Origin of the sequence: Agrobacterium sp. NPDC058088, assembly GCF_042885035.1 — a bacterium.
GTDB lineage: Bacteria > Pseudomonadota > Alphaproteobacteria > Rhizobiales > Rhizobiaceae > Agrobacterium.
In genome coordinates this window covers 363,644-385,581 of sequence record NZ_JBHVSU010000004.1, presented here as the reverse complement: position 1 = coordinate 385,581, position 21,938 = coordinate 363,644, and the positions used below count along the sequence as shown (strand labels likewise).

At 59.2% G+C, this 21,938-nt stretch carries 21 protein-coding genes; 10 read left to right on the top strand and 11 right to left on the bottom strand.

Features of this window, described 5'->3' with window-relative positions; genetic code table 11:
• Positions 1-53: 53 nt before the first annotated feature.
• Positions 54-956 (top strand): LysR family transcriptional regulator, encoded by a 903-nt coding sequence (locus tag ACFVTJ_RS14935; protein ID WP_386908605.1) that lies wholly within the window; start codon positions 54-56, stop codon positions 954-956.
• Positions 957-984: 28 nt separating this feature from the next.
• Here the strand turns inward: ACFVTJ_RS14935 and ACFVTJ_RS14930 are convergent, their stop codons facing one another.
• On the bottom strand, positions 985-1,872 hold the full coding sequence (locus ACFVTJ_RS14930; protein ID WP_386908603.1) for a DMT family transporter: 888 nt from the start codon (positions 1,870-1,872) through the stop codon (positions 985-987).
• A 381-nt stretch (positions 1,873-2,253) separates the two neighbouring features.
• Here ACFVTJ_RS14930 and ACFVTJ_RS14925 point away from each other — a divergent pair, with 381 nt between their 5' ends.
• Positions 2,254-3,585, top strand: coding sequence for a UDP-glucose dehydrogenase family protein (locus tag ACFVTJ_RS14925; RefSeq protein ID WP_386908601.1), 1,332 nt, complete (start codon positions 2,254-2,256; stop codon positions 3,583-3,585).
• Positions 3,586-3,671: 86 nt separating this feature from the next.
• Positions 3,672-4,694: an NAD-dependent epimerase gene (locus ACFVTJ_RS14920; protein WP_386908599.1), complete on the top strand. Its 1,023-nt coding sequence runs from the start codon at positions 3,672-3,674 to the stop codon at positions 4,692-4,694.
• Here ACFVTJ_RS14920 and ACFVTJ_RS14915 read toward each other — a convergent pair whose 3' ends face one another.
• From ACFVTJ_RS14915 to ACFVTJ_RS14905, 3 genes are read right to left on the bottom strand one after another with little or no spacing between them, the layout of a single operon-like run.
• Complete coding sequence (locus ACFVTJ_RS14915; RefSeq protein WP_386908597.1) at positions 4,695-5,741, bottom strand: glutathione synthase; 1,047 nt, start codon at positions 5,739-5,741, stop codon at positions 4,695-4,697.
• 10 nt (positions 5,742-5,751) lie between these two features.
• Positions 5,752-7,629, bottom strand: coding sequence for a flavohemoglobin expression-modulating QEGLA motif protein (locus ACFVTJ_RS14910; RefSeq protein WP_386908596.1), 1,878 nt, complete (start codon positions 7,627-7,629; stop codon positions 5,752-5,754).
• Positions 7,626-8,456 carry an N-formylglutamate amidohydrolase gene (locus ACFVTJ_RS14905; RefSeq protein ID WP_386908594.1) on the bottom strand — a complete coding sequence of 277 codons (831 nt, stop codon included), beginning with the start codon at positions 8,454-8,456 and terminating at the stop codon, positions 7,626-7,628. The genes ACFVTJ_RS14910 and ACFVTJ_RS14905 overlap by 4 nt, the downstream gene beginning before the upstream one ends.
• A 287-nt stretch (positions 8,457-8,743) precedes the next feature.
• Here ACFVTJ_RS14905 and ACFVTJ_RS14900 point away from each other — a divergent pair, with 287 nt between their 5' ends.
• The 6 genes from ACFVTJ_RS14900 to ACFVTJ_RS14875 are packed head-to-tail and all read left to right on the top strand — an operon-like array spanning position 8,744 to position 12,623.
• Entirely contained in the window at positions 8,744-8,965 is a 222-nt protein-coding gene (locus ACFVTJ_RS14900; RefSeq protein WP_386908592.1) for a hypothetical protein, read from the top strand.
• A gap of 19 nt (positions 8,966-8,984) precedes the next feature.
• Positions 8,985-9,545 (top strand): type 1 glutamine amidotransferase domain-containing protein, encoded by a 561-nt coding sequence (locus tag ACFVTJ_RS14895; protein ID WP_386908590.1) that lies wholly within the window; start codon positions 8,985-8,987, stop codon positions 9,543-9,545.
• Positions 9,546-9,605: 60 nt separating this feature from the next.
• Entirely contained in the window at positions 9,606-10,046 is a 441-nt protein-coding gene (locus ACFVTJ_RS14890; RefSeq protein ID WP_386908588.1) for a PPC domain-containing DNA-binding protein, read from the top strand.
• Between the two features lie 54 nt (positions 10,047-10,100).
• Entirely contained in the window at positions 10,101-10,961 is an 861-nt protein-coding gene (locus ACFVTJ_RS14885) for a TIGR02587 family membrane protein (RefSeq protein ID WP_386908586.1), read from the top strand.
• A gap of 7 nt (positions 10,962-10,968) precedes the next feature.
• A complete protein-coding gene (locus tag ACFVTJ_RS14880; protein WP_386908584.1) occupies positions 10,969-11,379 on the top strand; it encodes a TIGR02588 family protein in 411 nt (136 codons plus the stop codon).
• A gap of 17 nt (positions 11,380-11,396) precedes the next feature.
• A complete protein-coding gene (locus tag ACFVTJ_RS14875; protein WP_386908582.1) occupies positions 11,397-12,623 on the top strand; it encodes an NAD(P)/FAD-dependent oxidoreductase in 1,227 nt (408 codons plus the stop codon).
• Between the two features lie 6 nt (positions 12,624-12,629).
• Here ACFVTJ_RS14875 and ACFVTJ_RS14870 read toward each other — a convergent pair whose 3' ends face one another.
• On the bottom strand, positions 12,630-13,115 hold the full coding sequence (locus ACFVTJ_RS14870; RefSeq protein WP_386908580.1) for an MgtC/SapB family protein: 486 nt from the start codon (positions 13,113-13,115) through the stop codon (positions 12,630-12,632).
• 171 nt (positions 13,116-13,286) lie between these two features.
• Between ACFVTJ_RS14870 and ACFVTJ_RS14865 the strand changes: the two genes are divergently transcribed.
• Positions 13,287-13,787, top strand: a complete 501-nt coding sequence (locus ACFVTJ_RS14865; RefSeq protein WP_386908579.1) for a ferritin-like domain-containing protein — start codon at positions 13,287-13,289, stop codon at positions 13,785-13,787.
• A gap of 71 nt (positions 13,788-13,858) precedes the next feature.
• Here the strand turns inward: ACFVTJ_RS14865 and ACFVTJ_RS14860 are convergent, their stop codons facing one another.
• The 6 genes from ACFVTJ_RS14860 to mmsB form a co-directional block, all read right to left on the bottom strand.
• Entirely contained in the window at positions 13,859-16,195 is a 2,337-nt protein-coding gene (locus ACFVTJ_RS14860) for a glucose/quinate/shikimate family membrane-bound PQQ-dependent dehydrogenase (protein WP_386908578.1), read from the bottom strand.
• 95 nt (positions 16,196-16,290) lie between these two features.
• A complete protein-coding gene (locus ACFVTJ_RS14855; RefSeq protein WP_386908576.1) occupies positions 16,291-16,632 on the bottom strand; it encodes a hypothetical protein in 342 nt (113 codons plus the stop codon).
• A gap of 515 nt (positions 16,633-17,147) precedes the next feature.
• Positions 17,148-18,191 (bottom strand): helix-turn-helix domain-containing protein, encoded by a 1,044-nt coding sequence (locus ACFVTJ_RS14850; RefSeq protein ID WP_386908574.1) that lies wholly within the window; start codon positions 18,189-18,191, stop codon positions 17,148-17,150.
• A 119-nt stretch (positions 18,192-18,310) separates the two neighbouring features.
• Positions 18,311-19,096, bottom strand: coding sequence for a 3-hydroxybutyrate dehydrogenase (locus ACFVTJ_RS14845; protein WP_386908573.1), 786 nt, complete (start codon positions 19,094-19,096; stop codon positions 18,311-18,313).
• A 4-nt stretch (positions 19,097-19,100) separates the two neighbouring features.
• Positions 19,101-21,056 carry an acetoacetate--CoA ligase gene (locus ACFVTJ_RS14840; protein WP_386908571.1) on the bottom strand — a complete coding sequence of 652 codons (1,956 nt, stop codon included), beginning with the start codon at positions 21,054-21,056 and terminating at the stop codon, positions 19,101-19,103.
• Positions 21,053-21,937 carry a 3-hydroxyisobutyrate dehydrogenase gene (gene mmsB / locus ACFVTJ_RS14835; protein WP_386908569.1) on the bottom strand — a complete coding sequence of 295 codons (885 nt, stop codon included), beginning with the start codon at positions 21,935-21,937 and terminating at the stop codon, positions 21,053-21,055. Before mmsB ends, ACFVTJ_RS14840 begins: the two co-directional genes overlap by 4 nt.
• Position 21,938: the final 1 nt, after the last annotated feature.

The following is a 21,938-nucleotide window of genomic DNA, read 5'->3' as shown; positions in this document are numbered from 1 at the left end:
CCATAACAACCCGTTTCCAATGAGAAACGCGGGTAAGTTGATGCGAGAATGGAATGGATCCGCGCAGAAGACTGGTTCCTGATATCGTTACCCTGCAAGCGTTCGAGTGCGCGGCACGGCATGGTAACTTTACGCGCGCGGCCGAAGAACTCAACCTCACCCAGAGCGCGGTGAGCCGGCAGATCGGCGAGCTGGAAGCGCAGACCGGAATGCAGCTTTTCGAGCGCATCCGCAGACGGGTGGTGCTTTCGGAAGCGGGGCGCAAATTCCTGCCCGATGTGCGACGCCTGTTGCAGCAGTCGGAACAGTTGATGGTGCGTGCGGTTTCTGCTGGCACCTCGCATGCATCGCTTTCCGTCGCAACGCTGCCGACATTTGGAAGCCGCTGGCTGATGCCGCGCCTCTCCCGCTTCATCGACACCAATCCTGATATAATAATCACGATCGGCTCGCGCTCGCACCCTTTCGATTTCGATGAGGAAGGTTTCGATCTCGCCATTCATTACGGACAGCCAATCTGGGCGCATGGCACCTGCACCTTCTTATGCAATGAGGTGATCGTGCCGGTTGCGAGCCCTTCCCTGCTTCGCTGCGCCGGCGTGAACCGGGTGCAGGATCTAGCCGGACAGCCGCTGCTGCATGTCACGACCCGCCCGAAGCTCTGGACGGAATGGCTGGAAATGAACGGTGTGACGGCTGACAATGCTTATCAGGGTAGCCGTTTCGACCAGTTTTCGATGATCATCGAAGCCGCCGCGAGCGGCATCGGTTTTGCCCTCCTGCCGAGATATCTCATTGAGGCGGAGCTTGCCTCCTGCCGCCTCGAAATCGTTTTTGACATCCCCCTGCAGACTGACAAGAGCTATTATGTCGCCCTGCCGGAAGGACGGCAGGACAATGCTCTCGCCCGCGCCTTTCAGGCCTGGCTGCTCGACCAGGTCGGCAAGCCGGTTTAATCCGCACCAGTTCGGTTCACATCGGCGATCAGAGGCGATTGCGGAAAAACGGGTTCCAACGCACGGTGCCGAGCCTGACCTTTTCGCGGATCATCGTGAGCAACCCCGATCCAGCGATGACGGCCAGACCGAGCACCGCGATGGCGTCAGGGTATTCGTGAAAGAAAGTCATGCCGATCGCCACCGCCCAGAGGATTTGCGAATAATGCGAAGGCGCGATCTGGCTTGCCGGCGCAATGCGGGTGGCAACCAGAAGCGTGATCTGCCCCGTGGCCGTGCAAAGGCCGATGAAGGCGAAGGCCAGCAACTGGTGCAGGTTGGGCATGACGAAATCCGGGATGGAAGCGATGCCGTTGAAAGTCAGGCCGTAAATCAACAGCACACCCATGATCGAGGTGCGCTTTTCCTTGCCCGCCAGCGAGCGCAAAAGCACGATGGTCATGGCCGCAAGGAATGCCACGCCGATGGCGGCGATATGCCCGAGCTCCAATGTCTTGAAGCCCGGCCGCACGACGAGGATGACGCCGACGATGCCGGCCAGAACCGCCGCCCAGCGCCATGGTCCGATATTCTCTTTCAACACCACGGCGGAAAGCACGGTGACGAAGAGCGGTGACAGGAAGATCAGTGCATAGGCTTCCGCCAGCGGAATGGTGGTGAAGGCGTAGATGCCGAAAATCCCCGCAAAGAGACCGGAAATGGCGCGCCCGTGCACCCCGAAGGGCCGGCTCATGCGCCAGAATTCGCGCCACCTTTCCTCACGCGGCTTGCTGAAGAAGATGAAGATACCGGAAAAGAGAATGCTGAAGAAGCCGATTTCGAAAACGCTGATCTGCGATCCGAGCGACTTGATGGTGGCATCGCCCATGGAAAAGGTCGCATAGGCGAACAGACCGAGCAGAAAACCCTTTTGCATTTGACTTCCCCGAACATCGACCGCAACGCAAAGCTTCTCCCGGTCGCGTGAAACGCGACCCGGACGCCCCTTTTGGGGACAGACAGTCTGGCAGATTTGATCCTCGACCCTATGGCTAGACCCGGCTACCTATGAGTGCAAGCCGCAAAAGCAGCAAAATTGTCCGATTGGGCGCGGGCGGTGCAGATCGCTGCAAGGTGCGGCAAATTTGTCCCGCCGCGGCATCACATCACCGTCATGGAAAGAGGTTAGCCGGTGTTGATCGCGGCGCTTGGCGGCGGGCATGAAGGCGGCTAAATATCATCATGCGATTTTCACCCGCCGATTTCCCCGGCCGGTGCTGCCGCGTTAACATGGCCTCGCTAACCGAAAGGAAAAAGAATGCGGATAGTGATGATCGGTTCGGGTTATGTCGGCCTCGTGTCCGGCGCGTGTTTTGCCGATTTCGGCCATGACGTGGTTTGCGTCGACAAGATGCCGGAGAAGATCGAGGCTTTGAAAAGCGGCCATATTCCCATCTTCGAGCCGGGCCTGGAGACCATCGTCGCCACCAACGCCAAGGCCGGGCGGTTGAGCTTCACGACCGATCTATCCGCTGCCGTTGCCAATGCGGATGTCGTCTTCATCGCGGTCGGCACGCCGTCGCGGCGCGGCGATGGCCATGCCGATCTCGGTTACGTCTATGCGGCGGCAAAAGAGATCGCCCACGCGCTCGACGGTTTCACCGTCATCGTCACCAAATCCACCGTGCCTGTCGGCACCGGCGACGAGGTGGAGCGCATCATCCGCGAGGAAAACCCGTCGGCCGATTTTGCCGTGGTCTCCAACCCGGAATTCCTGCGCGAAGGGGCTGCCATCGAAGATTTCAAGCGGCCGGACCGTATCGTCGTTGGGCTTTCTGACGAGCGCGCCCGCCCGGTGATGACCGAGGTCTACCGCCCGCTTTACCTCAACCAGTCGCCGTTGCTCTTCACCACCAGACGCGCATCCGAACTCATCAAATACGCCGCCAACGCCTTCCTGGCGATGAAGATCACCTTCATCAACGAGATGGCTGACCTATGCGAAAAGGTCGGCGCCAATGTACAGGATGTCTCCCGCGGCATCGGTCTCGACGGCCGCATCGGCCCGAAATTTTTGCATGCCGGCCCTGGTTATGGTGGCTCCTGTTTTCCCAAGGATACGCTGGCGCTCGCCAAGACCGCGCAGGATTATGATGCGCCTGTGAGGCTGATCGAAACCACCATCGCCATTAACGACAACCGCAAACGCGCCATGGGCCGCAAGGTTATCAACGCGGTGGGCGGTGACGTGCGTGGCAAGAAGATCGCCGTACTCGGCCTCACCTTCAAGCCGAATACCGACGACATGCGCGACAGCCCGGCAATCGCCATCATCCAGACCCTGCAGGACGGCGGCGCGAAGGTGGTGGGCTACGATCCGGAAGGGATGGCGAATGCGCGGCATCTGATGGAAGACATCGAATATGCGGCAGGCCCTTACGAAGCCGCGGAAAACGCCGACGCCGTCGTCATCGTGACGGAATGGAACCAGTTCCGCGCGCTCGATCTGCCGCGCCTCAAAGCCATCATGAAAAGCCCGGTGCTGGTGGATTTGCGCAATATCTACCGCTCGGATGAGGTCGCCGGCCACGGTTTCATCTATGCTGCGGTAGGCCGCCCGCATGAGGGCAGCCCGGGCAACGACACCTGAAGGCTCCGCTTTCGCAATTTCATCAAAAGACTTTCCGCGCTTCGGTCTGACCGCAAACGCACCAACGGATTCGGGACATAGTCATCATGCGTTATCTGGTTACCGGCACGGCAGGCTTCATCGGTTTTTACGTGGCAAAACGGCTGCTGGATGCCGGGCATTTCGTCACCGGTTTTGATGGCATGACGAAATATTACGATGTCAGCCTCAAGGAAAAACGCCACGCCATCCTTGCCCGATCCAACGGCTTCCGGGCCGAGATCGGCATGCTGGAGGATACGGATGCGCTGAAGCGGGCCGCCGAGGCCGCCGAGCCAGAGATCATCATCCACCTCGCCGCACAGGCCGGTGTTCGTTACAGCCTTGAAAACCCGCGCGCCTATATCGATTCCAATCTCATCGGTTCCTTCAACATGCTGGAACTCGCGAGGAGCCTGAAGGTCAAGCACCTGATGCTGGCATCGACCTCCTCCATCTACGGCGCCAATGAAAAAATTCCCTTTGCGGAAAACGATAAGGCGGATGAGCCGATGACGCTCTATGCGGCCACGAAAAAATCGATGGAGCTTATGGCGCACAGCTATGCCCATCTGCACAAGCTGCCCACCACGGCCTTCCGTTTCTTCACGGTCTACGGCCCCTGGGGACGGCCGGACATGGCGCCGATCAAATTCGTTGATGCGGTTTCCAACGGCCAGCCCATCGATATTTACGGACAAGGCAATATGAGCCGTGATTTTACCTTTATCGACGATCTGGTCGAAGGCATCGTCCGGTTGAGCGCCGTCATCCCGTCAGAGGAAAACCGCGTGACGCAGGAAGGCGTGACCGACACGCTCTCGCACCACGCCCCCTTCCGCATCGTCAATATCGGCGGCGGCCAACCGGTGGAACTAATGCATTTCGTCGAAACGGTCGAAAAGGCCGTTGGCAAGCCGGCCATCCGCAACATGCTGCCGATGCAGCAGGGCGATGTGCCGCGCACCTTCGCCTCGCCCGATCTCCTGAGAGCCTTGACCGGTTATGTACCGCAGACACCGATCGAAGAGGGCATCGAGGCCTTGGTCGCCTGGTATCGCGGGATGCAATCGGCCGAACTGCGGGAATAATTACAGCGTCGCCAACAAACGATTGGAGATGGTGCCGCCGGAAGCGCTCTGCATGGTGATCTTGGTTTCCACGGCCTCGATTATCGTATCGCTGAAATCCATCTCGGTGAGATCGCGGATATTGGAGAGACCGCCGGGCGAAAACACGTTCACCTCCAGTATCTTGTCGCCAACAATATCGAGCCCTACGAGGAACATGCCGTCCTCCACGAGCTTCGGCCGCACCATCTCGGCAAGTGCGACGATGTCATCCGTTACCTTCACCGCCTCGGCAGTGCCTTTGGCATGGATGTTGGAGCGTAGATCGCCTTTGGCCGGCACACGGCGTAGCGCGGCATATTTGCCGTCACGCGTGAGCGGCCGGCCATTCATCATGAAAAAGCGGATATCGCCGTCCTTGGCCGCCGGCAGATAGGCCTGCGCGATCAGATAACCTTCAAGGCTCACAGCCTCGAAAATCTGGTTGAGATTGGTCTCCTTGCTGGAGCCAATCTTGAAGACGTTCTTGCCGCCCGAGCCCTGCAATGGCTTGACGATGACGCCCTTGGGGTGCGAGTCGGCAAAGGCGCGGATTTCCTCGACGTTGCGGGAAATGATCGTGGTTGGCCGGACGATTTCAGGAAAACTCTGGAAATATAGCTTGTTTTGCGCGAGCGCCAGACCTTCGGGGTCGTTCAGCACCACGACGCCGCGCTGTTCCGCAAGCCGCCCGAACAGGATGCCAGCATGAACCGCCCAGGGTCGTGTCGTCTGATCGAGCGACGGGTCGTTGCGCAGCATCAGCGCATCGATTTCCTCGACATCCATGGTGCGCCGCTCCAGCGCCTTGTCCTGAAGCGTCGAATGGAACGTCTCGCCTTTCTTGATTTTACCCTTCGGCAGCACGGTGGCGTGAATGGTCAAGCTGTCATCCGAGCGCAATGTGAAATCGCCCGGTGTCAGATAGACCACCTCATGACCGCGATTGAGCGCAGCCATGGCAAGCAGGCCGGTCGCGTAGTTCGGCCCCTCGGTTTCAATGGAATTGACGAAAAATGCGATACGCATGAAGCCCCTCCTATAATGTCGCCAGTTCGGCAATGGATAATCCCGCCCGTATTTTTTCCAGCCGCTCATTGGCCCGGGCGGGCAAAAGAAATGCGGGTCGGACACCCGGCGGGCGAAGCAGGCCACGCAGGGCCAACTCCTGCATCACCGGGAAATGCTGGGCGGCGATCTTGCCCATCCAGAAAGGATCGAGAGCACCGCCCCTGCGTAGATGGTCCATTACTTCGGAAAGCCCGCGCAGATAGATCGCATCCTTCGAAAGACCGCCGCCACGATAGATGCGCAGCACCATGTTGAAGGCGCCGGCCGCATCGAAACCATGGTCACGGGTCATGATGCGGAAGGTCTCCACGAAGGTCGCACCGTCGAGCATGGCGGCGCAACCGACGACGCGGCCGGCAATCAACCGCAGTCGCTCGCGCGTCATGCCTCCTGCCAGATGTTCCGCCAGCACCGCCAGCCCTTCCTGCACGCCCTCGTAACCCGAGAGGCCGGTACGAAAGAGCCGAAGCCCCTGGGACGAGCCGTTAAAATAGGTGAGAAGATGCACGCCGATCTCATGCGAGAGCAGCGCCTCGACACGGCGCTGTTCCATGACGGTGTGGCGGGAGATCAAAAGCTTTTCGCCCGTCACCATCAGGCCGGGCGGCAGGTCGTCGCGGATTTCGACACGAGCCTTGAACGCCGGTTCTTCCCCCAGATAGGTCTCGACCATTTCCCGCGATTTCCTGGCGACCGCGTAACAATCCACCATGGCGATTTCGCCGCTCTCATCCCTGCTCGGACAATCCTCGAGCACACGAAGCGCCAGCGTCAGAAGAGCGGGTTCGACCGCACCGTAAAGGGCGCGTGAAAAATCGGTGAAGGTGCGGTGGTGCAGACTGGCAAGCATCGTCAGCTGCAGATCGATCTCCTGCTGTTTTTCCCGGTAGAGATGATAAAGCACCGGGTCTTCCAGATGATCGAAAACGACGGAATAGAGCTTGCGCTTCTGCTCTTCGACATCGACGCCCAGCGGTCGGTAGAGCAGGCGCGGTGCAAACTGGAAGCTGCCATCGCGAAATTCCTCGAATGCCTTGCGGGCATTGATCGGCGTGACGGACAGAAGAAAATCGAAGGATGACACGATCTCGTCAACCGAGCGGTCGGCTCGCCGGACGGCATCGACAAAGGCCTTGCGGCCAAGCGCCCGGTGGCTGGTGACTTTGAGCGCATCCATGCCGGACGAAAACGACGAGAAGGCCTGCAAGCCCGCATCGAAGAGATCGGCGATCATCGTCTCCCGCAAACCGGGATAATCGGCACCGGACTCCGGCTGGCGATAGATCGGCGCAAAACGCACGCTGATACAGGGAAAATCCAGCCCGGCATTCTGAAACCTGAGGACCGGATCGGCTTCCGGTTCCGGCCGGGTGATGCGTGGCGTGCGAAAACGCACTTCGGCATCACACACCGCCTTGATGAAAACCCGGCGGGCCTTCTGCGTTTCAGGTTCCGACGTTGCTGATACGGAAACCTCATAGTGCGGCAGAAAGGGAGAATCGTCGGCCAGCAGAATGTCGTGTTCCAACTCGCCGATATCGAGGACAATGAACGCGCCGAAACGTTGCTGCATGGCTGTACCAACTGCTTCAATTAGCGGCGCAGCCTCCTGAATATTCGAGGCGATGAGATAGGAGGCGTGGGCAGCAGCTATATCGCGCGCGGCGAGGTCTTTCGTGCCACCGGTCAGATGCAGGCAGAGGAAGGGCAGCGGGCGGTCGATGTGCAGCCGGCCGTTTTTTCCGACATCGCGGCGGATAGCCTTGCCGGCTTCAAGGCAGGAGATGACATCATCCACCAGTTCGGTGACGGGAGAAGATACGCGGCGAGTGGCGGAAACACTCATTTCCGCGACCTCAGGCATTTTTCGAGAACCGGCTGAAGGGCAGCGATCGTATCTGCGATGTCAGAAACCACACGCCTGTCCGGCGCTCCCGTCCATTCGTCCATGAAGAACTTCTTGAACTCAATTGCGATGGCACAGCCATTTTCGGCAAAGCGCTCATGGATGAAGCGGGTCTGCTCTCCCTTGCCCTGAAACGCCACGTTCTCGCGAACATCGAGGCGGCGGCCGCCGATGGTCGCGGACGCAAAATGCTGCCCCACCGCACTGACGACATCGTTCCAGCGGCTGCGATCCATCGAAAACGTGCCGATATTGATGTCCGGCGCTTCCGCCTGGGCAGTCGGCGGCTCGCCGGCGCCCTGTCGACGATGATTGTAGCTGTGGATATCCAGCACCACGAAAGCACCGTGACGTCGCTCGACGGCCGAGAGAACGGCTTCAAGCATCGCGTAATAATCCGCATGAAAATCAAGCGAATGGCGAACTGCGTCGTGTGATGGTTCCTGCTTCCAGACCTCAAGCCCCCACGATTGCTCCGGCTTTAGATAGATCGCCTGATCGGCCGCACGGTTAAGATCGATTTCGAAGCGCGAATGGCGAACGACGATGCGGTTTGTCAGCCCCGCGATCATATCGCCGGTGAACGGGTCTTCCTCACGCAGTCTTTGTTCGGGGGAAAGCGCCATCAGGCCGGCTATATCGGATCGGACGGAATGACCGTCATGAATAGCCGTGCCGACGACCGGTGACCGCCCGAAATCGATCGACCAGAAACCCTTGTTTTCAGCGTCGTGGTGAGATTTATCGTCGTTCTGTCTGGCTGCCATGCTGCCTCCCTGCATGGAGTATGAAACAGCCTGACCGGTCCGTTGGTTCCGGTAAAAATTGCGCGCTATTCATTTGAGCGCAGCAATGACGGCGACTGAAATAGTGCGGAACCATCCCGGAAAGCTGACGTTGTTCAGGCAGGAGGGCCGCCGTGTCAAACGGACGCGATGGTGCCGAAGAACACCGGGGTTTTTCCGTTTTCTCCCGGTGGCCAACGAAATGGCAGCCGAGCTTCTCACCCATCCGGCGTCCCTCCGTCCGATTTCCACCTTTAAGGAGCCGCGACATGGAAAAGACAGAAACGCGCAAACTTGCCGAAGAATATCTGCGGCTTGGCGGCACCCGCCAGGTGATGATCGACGACAACAAGACCTTCGTGCGCCAATGGGAGCACGAACCGGCGGAAGCCGAACGATTCTGGCAGGCGCAGATCGAAAATCTCGATGCGGAGCGCCGCAAGGACGTGGAGTTTTTCCTGCCATCCATCAATTCCGACAAGGACGACTAAACCCCAAAAGGAGACAGACATGACTGCCATCAACGCTGCAAAAATCCTCATTCTCGCCACGGACGGCTACGAGCGTTCAGAATTGCGCGTGCCCTATGACCAGCTCAAGGCCAAGGGCGCAGACGTGAAGATCGCATCCATCAAGGAGGGTGAGATCAAGAGCTGGGACAAGAAGGACTGGGGTGACAGCATCGCCGTCGATCTTTCCGCCAAGACCGTAAAAACCGAAGATTTTGACGCGCTGGTTCTTCCCGGCGGCCAGATCAATCCGGACGTTCTGCGCCATGACGAGGATGCGATGCGGGTGGTGCGTGATTTCGTCAAGTCTGGCAAGGTGGTCGCCGCGATCTGCCACGCGCCATGGCTCCTCATCGAAGCAGATGCGCTGCGTGGCCGCGACGCCACCTCTTATTGGTCGATCAAAACAGACCTCAAGAATGCCGGTGCAAACTGGAAGGACGAAAAGGTGGTGACCGACAAGGGGATCATTACCTCCCGCAGCCCTGACGATCTCGATGCCTTCGTCGCCAAGATCGTGGAAGAGGTCGAGGAAGGCCGCCACGAACGCCGCGCCGCTTAAGTCACCACCCTATTCCCGTGCCGTCGGTTTCCCGGCGGCACTTCTATTTGGGAGGAACCCATGAAAAGCAGATTGCTGGCAAGCGGCGCGGAGCGCACCTTCATCCTCGTCATCGATCCCGATGAAGAAGCCTTCGAGGCCATCAGGCGCTTTGCCAAGGTCGAGAAGATCAACGCCGCCTCGGTCAGCGCGATTGGCGCCTTCGCCACGGCAACACTCGCCTTTTTTGATCTTTCGACGCAGGACTATAAGGAAATACCGGTCACCGACCAGAGCGAGGTTCTGAGCCTGCTCGGTGACATCACCCTTGACGAGAACGACATGCCCAATCCGCACCTGCATGTGGTTCTTGGCTTTGCCGATGGCTCCACGAAGGGCGGCCATTTTCTGAAGGGCACGGTGCGGCCGACGCTGGAAGTGGTCATCCGAGAAACACCTGCGGAATTGCGGCGCAGCTATCGCCCGGAATTCGGCATCGCTCTCATCGATCCCGCGCGATAAACGCAACGGAACCAGAAAAACACGCTCGCGTTATTGCTGCAGACTGGGGGCAGAATGGCGACAGCAATCGATCGTAAAGGCGCGGGAGACGACGAGGTCAGGCAATTCCTGATCGGCCTTGCGCGCGGAACCGCGGGTGCGCTGCTGTTTGCCCTACCCATGCTGATGACCATGGAAATGTGGTTTCTCGGGCTTTATATCAACCCGTGGCGGCTCTTGCTGCTCTGCATCCTCAACCTGCCGCTGCTGCTTTTTCTCGCCCGCCGCATCGGTTTCGAGAATATTCACTCCTGGAGCCAGGCGCTGCGCGATGCGATAACGGCCTATGGGCTGGGCATTGCCGTCAGTGCTGCCGTGCTGCTGCTGTTCGGCGTTCTGAACGACCAGATCACCGCCTCCAATATCGTCGCCAAGATTGCGCTGCAATCCGTTCCAGCCAGCATCGGCGCGCTGCTCGGACGCAGCCAGCTCGGTCAGCGCTCTGACGATGAAGACGAGGAAGAAGGCGAATATTCCGGCGAGACGGGTTATGTGCACGAACTGTTCATGATGATGGTCGGTGCGCTTTTTTTAAACCTGAACGTCGCCCCAACTGAAGAAATGATCCTGATCGCCTACAAGGTAACGCCCTATCACATTCTGGCGCTTTGCCTGCTGTCGATCGCCATCATGCATGGCTTCGTCTATGCGCTTCACTTCAAGGGGTCACATCAGTTGCATGAGGGCCAGCAATGGTGGCAATCTTTCATCCGCTTTACCCTCCCCGGCTACATCATCGCTATAGTAATCAGTGTCTATACGCTTTGGACCTTCGAACGCCTTGACCACACGTCGCTGTCTCAGATCATGAATGCCGCCGTCATTCTCGGTGTTCCCGCCTCGATCGGCGCAGCATCTGCCCGGCTGATACTGTGAGGACAAGATGACGATATCGAAAGACGGAAAACAGACGGAAAGCGCTGAGCCGCACTGGATCGAATGGGTCACGGGAACCATCTGCACCTTGCTCGTCGCGGCAATGCTTGGCTGGATCGCCTATGACATTTACCGCTACTCGCCAGAGGATGCCCGCTTCGACATCGACGTCAGCGGCATAGAGGGAGAGCCGGGGCAATATCGGGTGAAATTCGATATCCGCAACCTCTCCATGACCACGGCGGCGCAGGTAAAGGTCCGCGGCGACCTGCAGCGAAACGAAACCGCCGCCGAAAATGCCGATGTGACCTTCGATTATGTCGCCTCGGAATCGAAGGACAGCGGCACGCTCTTCTTCCGCAACGATCCCCGCAACGGAACGCTCACCCTTACCGTCACCGGTTATACCCAGCCTTGACCTTTCAGGACATTTTCATGCCGACATCGGAACTAACGAAAGAACGCGACCTCAGGGATTCAAAGCCGCTCTGGGCTGATAGCCCGCGTATTGGCGTCCGCAGCAGGCACACACCAACCGCCAACCATTACGACACGATCGTGATTGGCGCCGGCATCAGCGGTGCGCTGGTATCCCACGCCCTGCACAGGCCGGGACAGACGATGCTCATCATCGACCGGCGCGAACCTGTCATGGGCAGCAGCGTGGCTAGCACCGCCATGATACAGCACGAGATCGACACCCCCCTCACCGAACTCAGAAAGATGATCGGCCGGGATGCGGCCGACAGGGCGTGGCAACGCTCCGCGCGTGCCGTGCTGCGTCTGGAGGAAATCGTTTCCTCGCTCGGTATCTCCTGCAGCATGAAACGCAAACAGGCGCTTTATCTTGCCGGAGATGAAATGGGAGCGCGCGCATTGAAAGCCGAGGCAGCCGCGCGCGAAGAGGCTAGCATCGAAGCCCGCTTCCTGTCCGCTGCTGAATTGCGGGAGCAATATGGGCTGGATCGGACCGCCGCAATCCTCAGCGATATCTCGGCTTCCGCCAATCCGGCACAGCTGACAGCCGGCCTGCTACGCCATACGGCGGCGACGGGCGCCGAAATCGTCTCGAAGCTCGAGATTACCGATCTTAGAAACCTCGGCGACGAGGTAGTCCTCGCCACCGCCGACGGCAAAATCCTTTCCGCCCGCAACGTCGTTTTCTGCACCGGCTATGAATTCCTCAAAATGCTGGAGAGCCCGAAACACCAGATCATCTCCACCTGGGCGCTGGCGAGCAAAAAGGGGCTCGATCTGCCCGACTGGCTGGAAAGCCACATCGTCTGGGAGGCGTCCGATCCCTATCTCTACCTGCGCACCGACCGCGACGGGCGGATGATCGCTGGCGGCGAGGATGAGGAAAACCCTACCGCCTACCAATCGGAACGCAAACTGGCGGCAAAGGCACAGACGATCCGCCGCAAGATCGAAAAACTTCTCGGCATCGATATGGGTGAGCCGGAATATCGCTGGGCGGCGGCTTTCGGCACCACCACCACCGGCCTGCCGCTAATCGGCGCCGTGCCGGGCATGAAAAACGTCTATGCCGTGATGGGCTTCGGCGGCAACGGCATCACCTTCAGCCAGATCGCCGCCGAAATCGTGGCCGCCGCCGTCAATGGCGGAAAGGACCCTGACGCCGATCTTTTCCGCCTCGGTTGATGGCCTTCATTCTTCCTTGATACCTGCTGCCACCTGTACGCGGCGAAGCATCCACAGGACGATGATACCCATTCCCGAAGCGAGGAAAGCAAGCGGCCACATACCGAGGCCGGCCGAAAGGCCGATCGCTGCCGAAAGCCACATGCTGGCGCCGGTCGTCAGGCCTTTGACATCACCTTTCGTATAAACCACCACACCCGCTGCAAGAAAGGCGATGCCCGCCGTCACCGCTTCTACCAGACGGATAGGATCAAGCCGTGCGGCCTCATGACCTTCCGCCATCGTCTCCATCATATGAATCGTGATAACGCAGAAAGTGACGGCAGCCAGACCAATCAGCATGTTGGTGCGCAGGCCGGCCGTGTTCCTGTGAAACTCCCGTTCCAAACCGATCAGACCGCACAGAACGACCGCCCCAAAGATACGCACCAGAAGCACCTCAAAGGGAATGGAAATATTCATGGAAAATTCTTCTGCAAGATTTTGCGGCATTATCGCACTCCTCCCGAATTTGCTCACACTAAGTTCGCAAATGCGGGTTGGTTCCACGCGTGCAATATAAACGTTGTGCACAACCAGCCCGGAACCATAGGAGCGGCAAGAAGTTTGTTTCCCGTGCGCATGAGCGCACTTCATGCATTTCACTTCATGGGAGAAGAAACAATGGCCGAGAAGAAACTCGACGACCTGTTTTATGATACGCTGAAGGACATCTATTATGCCGAGAGGCAGATCCTGAAGGCCCTGCCGAAAATGGCGCGGGCAGCGACCGATCCGAAGCTGAAACAGGCTTTTGAAAAGCACAAGGAAGAAACCCAGGGTCATATCGAACGCTTGCAGGAGGTGTTCGAGATCATTGGCAAGCGGGCGCAGGGCAAGACCTGCGAAGCCATTCAGGGCATCATCGCCGAAGGCGAAGAGATCATCGAGGATTTCAAGGGCACGCCCGCGCTCGATGCTGGTCTGGTTTCCTCGGCACAGGCGGTCGAGCATTACGAGATCGCGCGCTACGGCACGCTGAAAGCCTGGGCGGAGAAGCTCGGCCATACCAAGGCCGTCTCACTGTTGGATGCCACGCTCAAGGAAGAATCCAAGACCGACGACGCGCTGACAGCGCTTGCCAAGACCTCGGTCAACGCCGCCGCAGAGAAAAAGGCGGCGTAAAGCACGCACCTAAAACAAAAACCGGAATGGTCACCCATTCCGGTTTTTTTGTGCCTGAAAACCCGTGGACCTTACGGCAGGGTATAAGCGATGACGTAATCGCCGGGCTTGGTTCCAACCGAACCGTGGCCGCCTGCGACCATCACCACATATTGCTTTCCGTTTTCGAGAGAATAGGTCATGGGCGTTGCCTGACCGCCGGCGGGAAGACGCCCCTCCCAGAGCTGCTTGCCTGTGGTGAGATCATAGGCGCGCAGATAGTTATCGACGGCCGCACCAAGGAAGGCCACGCCGCCCTTGGTGATCATCGGTCCGCCAATGCCTGGCACGCCCACCTTGAACGGCAGCGGGAGCGGCGTCATGTCATAGACCGTGCCGTTCTTGTGCTTGTAGGCGATATCGCCGGTGCGCAAATCAGCACCCGCGACATAACCCCATGGCGGCGCCTGGCAGGGAATTTGCAGAGGACCAAGGAACGGTCCCATGAACACGCCATAGGGTGCACCATCATTGCGGTTAAGGCCCTGTTCGCTACCCTTCTCATCCTGCCCCTTCGGCGGAATCTGGGCGCGCGGTACGAGCTGCGAGGTGAAGGCGAGATAGGTCGGCATGCCGAACATCACCTGCCGTTCGGGATCGACCGCCACGCTGCCCCAGTTGAACGTACCGAAATTGCCGGGATAGATGATCGAACCGTTGAGCGACGGCGGCGTATAGCGGCCCTTGTAGTTCAGCTGATGGAAGCGGATACGGCAGGCGAGCTGGTCGAACATGGAGACGCCCCACATGTCATTTTCCTTCAGCGGCTCCGGCTTGAAGGACAGCGCCGTGGTCGGCTGTGTCGGTGAGGAGAAGTCCTCGGGGATCGTGCCTGATGGTGCGGGTTCTTCCGTAATCGGCAAAAGCGGCTCGCCGGTGCGCCGGTCCAGCACGTAGATGTCGCCCTGCTTGGTGGGGCCGACCAGCGCCGGCACGGTCTGGCCATCCTTGGTGATGTCGAGCAGCACCGGCTGGGCCGGCACGTCCATGTCCCAGAGATCGTGATGGACCGTCTGGCGTACCCAGCGGTCCTTGCCTGTGTTGATATCGAGCGCGACAATCGAGGAGGAGTATTTCTCCACATTCTCGCTGCGGCCCATCCCCAACTGGTCCGGAACCTGGTTGCCGAGCGGAACATAAACGAGACCGAGGCCTTCGTCATAGCTCAGCACCGACCAGCTGTTGGGCGAGTTGGTCGTATAGGTCTCGCCCGCCGCGATCGGCTCGGTCTTTTCCGGGTTACCGGAATCCCAGTTCCAGATGAGAGCGCCGCTGTTCACATCAAAAGCGCGGATGACGCCGGACTGTTCCTGCGTGGAATAATTGTCGTTCACCGCGCCGCCGATGATGATCTTGCCCGCCGCGATGACCGGCGGCGAGGTCGAATAATAATAACCGGCGGGATTGTATTTCATGCCTTGCTCAAGATGCAGCACGCCCTGATCGGCAAAGGAAGTGCAGACCTGGCCGGTGGCCGCGTCGAGCGCGATCAGGCGTGCATCCGAGGTCGGCAGGTAGACGCGCTGAGCGCAGGCGGTGCCAGCAGCAGCGTTTGGTTCGGCGTAATAGGAAACACCACGGCACGTCTGGTGCTGGCGGTCCGGATTGAGACCGACGTTGGGATCGTATTTCCACTTTTCCTTGCCGGTGGCGGCATCAATGGCAATCGCCCAATTGTGCGGCGTGCAGATGTAAAGCGTATTGCCAATTTTGAGAGGCGTGACCTGATAGGTGGTTTCACCCACATCGTCAGGCAGCTTCACATCGCCCGTCTGATAGCGCCAGGCTTCTTTCAGCTGCGAGACATTGTCGACATTCACCTGGGTCAGCGGCGAATAACGCTGGCCATAGGGCGTACGGCCATATTGATGCCACTCCCCGTCAGGCACGTCGCCGCCATAGACCGGTGCCGCAGATACCGTCTCCTGCGGCAACGAGCCCGCCTGATCATGCGGGTCCTGCGCCATGGAATATCCGGCAACCGCAACGGAGGCGAGAACGGATAAGGCAAGCGGCCAGGCATTCGGGCCGTAGCTGTGCCCCGTCGGACTGGAAAAACCAAGCGGTTTTCTGACCCACGGCACCAGCAGCCAGAGACCGATGACGATGATGACGCCACCGCGTGGACCAAGCTGCCACCAGTCAAAGCCAACTTCCCAGATAGCCCAGGCGAGCGTGGCGACGATGAAGACAGCATAAACGTGAAGGGCGGCGCGATTGCGCTTAAACAGCAGAACGGCCGTCAACAGGAAGGCCAGTCCAGAAAGCACATAATAAAAGCTCCCGCCCAATATGACGAGCTCAGAGCCGAAACCGAACAGCGCAAGGCCGATCAGCGCAAGGAAAACTGCAGTGACGGTGACTGCCATGAATGAAACCCCCGATTCCTGTCACTTTGTGTGAAATGGAATCGGGCGCAATCTGGTTCCATACAAATTATCATCATGAGAATTTCATGCCGCGATCATGGGTTTCGCGGTGCTCCGGTCGAGTCCTGCGGCGTGGGGTTAGTCTCGGTCGACGCCGGTGGTGCCGCGCGGCCATTGGCCGGATTGTTGTCGAATGTGCCTGATCCCGACGGCTGCTGCGGCACCGGTGCAGTTTCGGTCTGCGGGTTCTGCGGCAGATTCTCGTCCGGTTCAAAAACCGCATATTCCACGACAGCCCACACTACGAGCGCAAGAAAAAGGCTGACGATCAGGATGACGAGGACCGGACGTCCCTTTGATCCCTGCCGTACACGCTTTGCCGTCTCGCTTTTCGGGGCATCCCGGCCATCGAGATGACTGATGTTTTCCCTGGCCATGTCTTTCACTCCCTGTGACCCTTTGAGACCTAATCCCGCGGGGTGGGGTTTTGTTCCAGACGGCAGATAAACGACCTTAACCGCACTCGGCCGGCAGACGGCATCGGCTTGAACCGTCACAATCCGCCATCTCCACCGCGCTGAAGCTTTGCCCGAGGCCCAGCCAGGAGACCGGCTGCGGGGCTTCGTCCTCATTCGCTGCCCACGGACAGTCTGTGGAACTATCGGAACTCGCTAATGGAAAAGGCGGCGTCATGCTCTGAAATTCAGAGCCGGAATATGAAAAGGAGAGATATTTTTTCACCGATTGGCGCCATCCGCGCCAGAGGGTCAACAGGTATAGGAAAACAGGCGTGCTCAACATCATGATCATCAGCAATATCTCTAAAATAATATACTCAGTTTGGCACACCAGACGTCCACGCGCATCCCCCGTTGCAGCGCAACTGCAGCGAATGGTCGGATTGTGCCAACAAACTGTCATAAAGTGTCAGGTCAGACCCGACGGATCGCGATCAACGCCCCAGCTGCACGATCCAGCGCGTCCACTCCGCACTGTCCGGCTTCAGAATATCTGAGGTGACGTCGCGGTTTTCCGACGCGAAATGCCGCATCTGGCGCGGTGAGAGACCAAACGCCTTTTTGAAGACGCGGCTGAAATTTTCCGGATTGGTGAAACCATAGGACGCCGCCACCTCGGTAATCGTCATATGCGCCGATTGCGGTGCCCGCAGGAAATCCATGGCGCGTTCGAGGCGCCGATGAGTGATGCAGGCCGAAAAGCCGCCGAGCGGCTCGAAGAGCCGATAGACCGTGCGTCGGGACACGCCGAATTCGCCCATTACCTTTTCTACCGACAGGGTGGGATCGAGAAGGTGATTGTCGATATAACGCCGGATGGAGGCCCGCAGTGCCCGCTGCACGCCCTGTGCATTGTCCTGCCCGACATGATTGTTGATGGCCGCCGTGGCGAGTTGCAGAAGCGGCGAGACCGTGGCCGCACCGTCATTCGCGTTCATGACATCGAAATGGCGATAGATGCTCGTCATCGTTTCGCGCAGGAGCGATACCAGCGGCAGGCCGGCCGGCAGCACACGTTCATGATGATTGCCGGAGCCGATAAGCCTGCCTTCCAGCAACCGGCGCGGCACCACGAGGCTCAGATGATCGTGGTCGATCGTCGCGGTGGCAAGCGGTTGCGCCATATCGATGATATAGAGGTCTCCCGGGCCGGCCGTTTCGCCCGCGCCTCGCCGCGACATGCTCTTTCCGCTGGCATAAAATTGCAGGAGAAACGCATCCATGCCGTCACGGGCAAGCTTGTTGCGCGATCGGTCGAAATCCTGCGCGGAGGATTGTGTGCGGCCAAGCGCGACATTACCGAGGAACGCTGCGTCCACACTCGCGAAAAAGCCGTCATCCTGCGAACGCCGCAGCCGGGCATCGAACAGCACGTTTATCGAATCCCGCCACAACCCCATGGCATCGCGTTTCGGCACGTGGCGCGTATCGAAGCGCGATCGCGCCAATGGCGCTTCAAAAGACCCTGCGTTCATCATGCCGTTTTTCCGTGAACACGGCGCTGACCTCGCCGTCCACGAAAACTATACAGGATTGAAATCGCCCAACAATGCCGGAAGGTGGCAAGACGGTTCGCCGGAAGCAAACGCGTGAAAAATTACTTCGCCGTCCAGCCGCCATCGATGGAAATGGTCGTACCGGTGATGGAGCGCGCCATATCGCCGGCAAGATAAAGCGCCATTTCCGCCACTTCCTCCGTCTGCACGAACCGTCGGGTCGGCTGTGGGGCCAGCATCACCTTCTTCACCACATCCTCCTCGCTCATGCCATGCACCCGCGCCTGATCGGCAACCTGGGAGGCAACGAGCGGCGTCCAGACATAACCGGGGCAGATGGCATTGCAGGTGATGCCGAGTTCCGCCACTTCCAGCGCCACACTTTTCGTCAGCCCCACCACGGCATGTTTGGTCGCAACATAAGGCCCCTTGAAGGGCGAGGCGCGCAAACCATGTGCCGATGCGATATTGACGATGCGACCCCAGCCCCTTTCCTTCATGCCCGGCAGGGCCGCGTGGATGGTGTGAAAAGCACTGTCGAGCGAGATGGCGACGATGCGGGAAAAATCGGCGAAATCGAACTCGTCGATCGGTGCGACCTTCTGGATGCCGGCATTGTTGACCAGCACATCGATATGGCCGAACTCGGCGATGACGGCGTCAGGCAGATGCGCGCTCTCGTCATAATGGGCGAGATTGGCGGAAAAATAGACCGGCCGGTGCCGCGCCACTTTCGCAACCGCCTCAAGGGCCTGTGCCCCCTCCTCCGCCGTCTCCACGCCGTGGACGGCAACCAGAAACCCGGCTTCGGCAAAACGTTTGGCGATGGCGAGCCCGATGCCGCTGGTGGAACCCGTGACCAGCACGGTCTTAGGTTGATCCTCCATCGGCCTAGTCCTCCAACTGCGGCAGGTTGCGGAAAAGCTCAAGCGATTCCGGATTGGCGAGCGCATCGGCATTCTTCACCGGCCGGCCATGAATGGTGTCTCGCACGGCGATTTCGGAAATCTTGCCGGAGCGTGTGCGGGGAATGGCGCTGACGGCGATGATCCTTGCCGGCACATGCCGTGGCGTTGCGCCTGAACGAATGCGGCTGCGGATGGTCTTTTCCAGCTCTTCCGTCAGGGCAGCACCACCCTTCATGCGCAGGAAGAGAATAACCCGCTGGTCGCCCTCAATATCCTGCCCGACGGCAATGGCCTCCTCCACTTCGGGGACGGTTTCCACCTGTCGATATATCTCGGCCGTACCGATGCGGACGCCGCCGGGATTGAGCGTCGTGTCCGAACGGCCATGGATGACATAACCGCCGGAGGGGCGCAGTTCGGCAAAATCGCCATGCGCCCAGATGCCGGGGAAACGGTCGAAATAGGCGGCCTGATACCGTGAACCATCGTCATCGCCCCAGAATTTGACTGGCATGGACAGATGCGCATTTCGGCAGACCAGCTCACCGGCAACGCCGCGAACAGAAAGGCCCCCATCGTCAAGCGTATCGATATCCATACCGAGCATCGCGCCCTGCAATTCACCGCGATGAACCGGCTGCAACGGATTGCCACCAAGGAAACAGGCGCAGATGTCAGTACCGCCGGAAATGGAGGCGAGATGCACGTCGGCTTTCCAGTCGCGATAGATATAATCGAAGGATTGCGGGATAAGCGGCGAGCCGGTGGAGAGAATTGTCCTCAGCGATGAAAGGTCGTGGCTTTCACGCGGTTTCAGCCCGGCCTTCAGGCAGGCATCGATGAATTTTGCAGAGGTGCCGAAGGTCGCGATCCGTTCGGCGTCGATGAGATCGATCAGCCGCGCGGGGTTGGGATAACCGGGATTGCCGTCATAGGTGACGAGTGTTGAGCCGAGCGCCAGACCGGAGACCTGCCAGTTCCACATCATCCAGCCGCAGGTGGTGAAATAGAAGAAACGCTCGCCTTCCTGAATATCGCATTGCAGTTTCAGTTCCTTCATGTGTTGAAGAAGCAAACCGCCGCCGGAATGGGTGATGCATTTCGGCTTGCCGGTCGTGCCGGAGGAATAAAGGATCGCCAGCGGCGCCTTGACGGGCAAACGGTTGAAAGCGATTTCATCCGGCTCAAAGGGTGCGACGAAATCCGAGAGCGTCACGCAGCCGAGATCGGAAAGGCCGGAAGGAACCACGTCACCGACGAGCACGATCTTTTCGGGCCTCGCACTTTCCGCCACCGCGCGGATGGTAGGGCCAACATCGATGCGCTTGCCGGCATAACCATATTCCGGCACGGCGATCAGGATTTTCGGGTCGATCTGCGACAGGCGATCCGAAGCGCCGGCCGGGCCAAAATCCGGCGAGCAGGACGACCAGATCGCACCAATCGCGCTCACGGCCAGATAGCTGACGATCGCCTCTATATCATGGGTGACGATGGCGCCGACGCGATCGCCTTCCTTCACGCCAGCATGAACAAGCGCCTGTACCATGCGGGACACGTCGTCATAAAGCGCCTTGCGGCTTATCTCGCGTCGAGTGCCGTCGTCGCGATGGGCGATGATGGCAAGACGTTCATCGGCATCGCGCAACAGGTTTTCGGCATAGTTTAGCCGGGCGCCGGGATAAAACTCAACATCCCGGATCGTCGCACCGGCTTTGAACGCCGTTTCTCCGCGTGTGCCGATAATGCCGAGTTCATCCCATAACGCATCGTAAAATTCATTCGGCGCGTCGATGGACCAGCGCAGCAGGCCGGCATAATCATCGGCGGCCACCCCATGCAGTTTTGCCGTTTTCTGTGCGAAGGAAAAAAGCGCCGAGCGCTCCAGCCTTTCCCTCGGCGAGACCCACAAAATATCGGAAGGCGTGGCGTCCATCATGCTTCGCTCCTGCGCAGCATCTCGACGATGGCGGAAAAATCGCGCCCGCCGCCGCCCTCGCCGACAAAGTTTTCATAAAGCGTCGATGCCGCTGCCCCAAGCGGGGTGGAAGCCCCCGCTCCATTGGCTGCCTCCTGCGAAAGCTTCAGGTCCTTCAACATTAGGGCTGCCGCAAAACCCGGCTGGTAATCCTTGTTCGCAGGTGATGTCGGCACCGGCCCCGGCACGGGGCAATAGGTGGTGAGCGACCAGCATTGCCCTGAGGAGGTGGAAGCAACATCGAACAGCGCCTTATGCGAAAGGCCGAGTTTTTCACCAAGCACGAAAGCCTCGGAAACCGCGATCATGGAAATGCCGAGGATCATGTTGTTGCAGATCTTCGCTGCCTGGCCGTTACCGCCCTTGCCGCAATGCACGATCTTCTTGCCCATCGCCTCAAGAACCGGCTTTGCAGCCGAAAAAGCATCGGCCTCACCGCCGCACATAAAGGTCAGGGTTCCTGCAGCCGCACCGCCCGTGCCGCCAGAGACGGGTGCATCAACCGAGGGGCAACCGGCGGAAGCGGCCAGTTCATGGGCCTTCAGTGCGCTTTCCATATCCACGGTCGAGCAATCGATGAGGAGCGTTCCGGCAGATACATTTCGAACCAGATCGCCATAGACCGAAACGACGTGTTCACCCTTCGGCAGCATGGTGATGATCACATCAGCCGCTGCCGTCGCTTCGGCCGAATCCGCAGCAACGGGAATACCTGCCTCCTTCGCTGCCGCACGGCAGGCTTCGGCGAGATCATATCCCCTGACGGTGTAACCCGCCCTGACGAGATTGGCGGCCATCGGCAGGCCCATATGTCCCAGCCCGAGAAAAGCGACGGTCTTCATG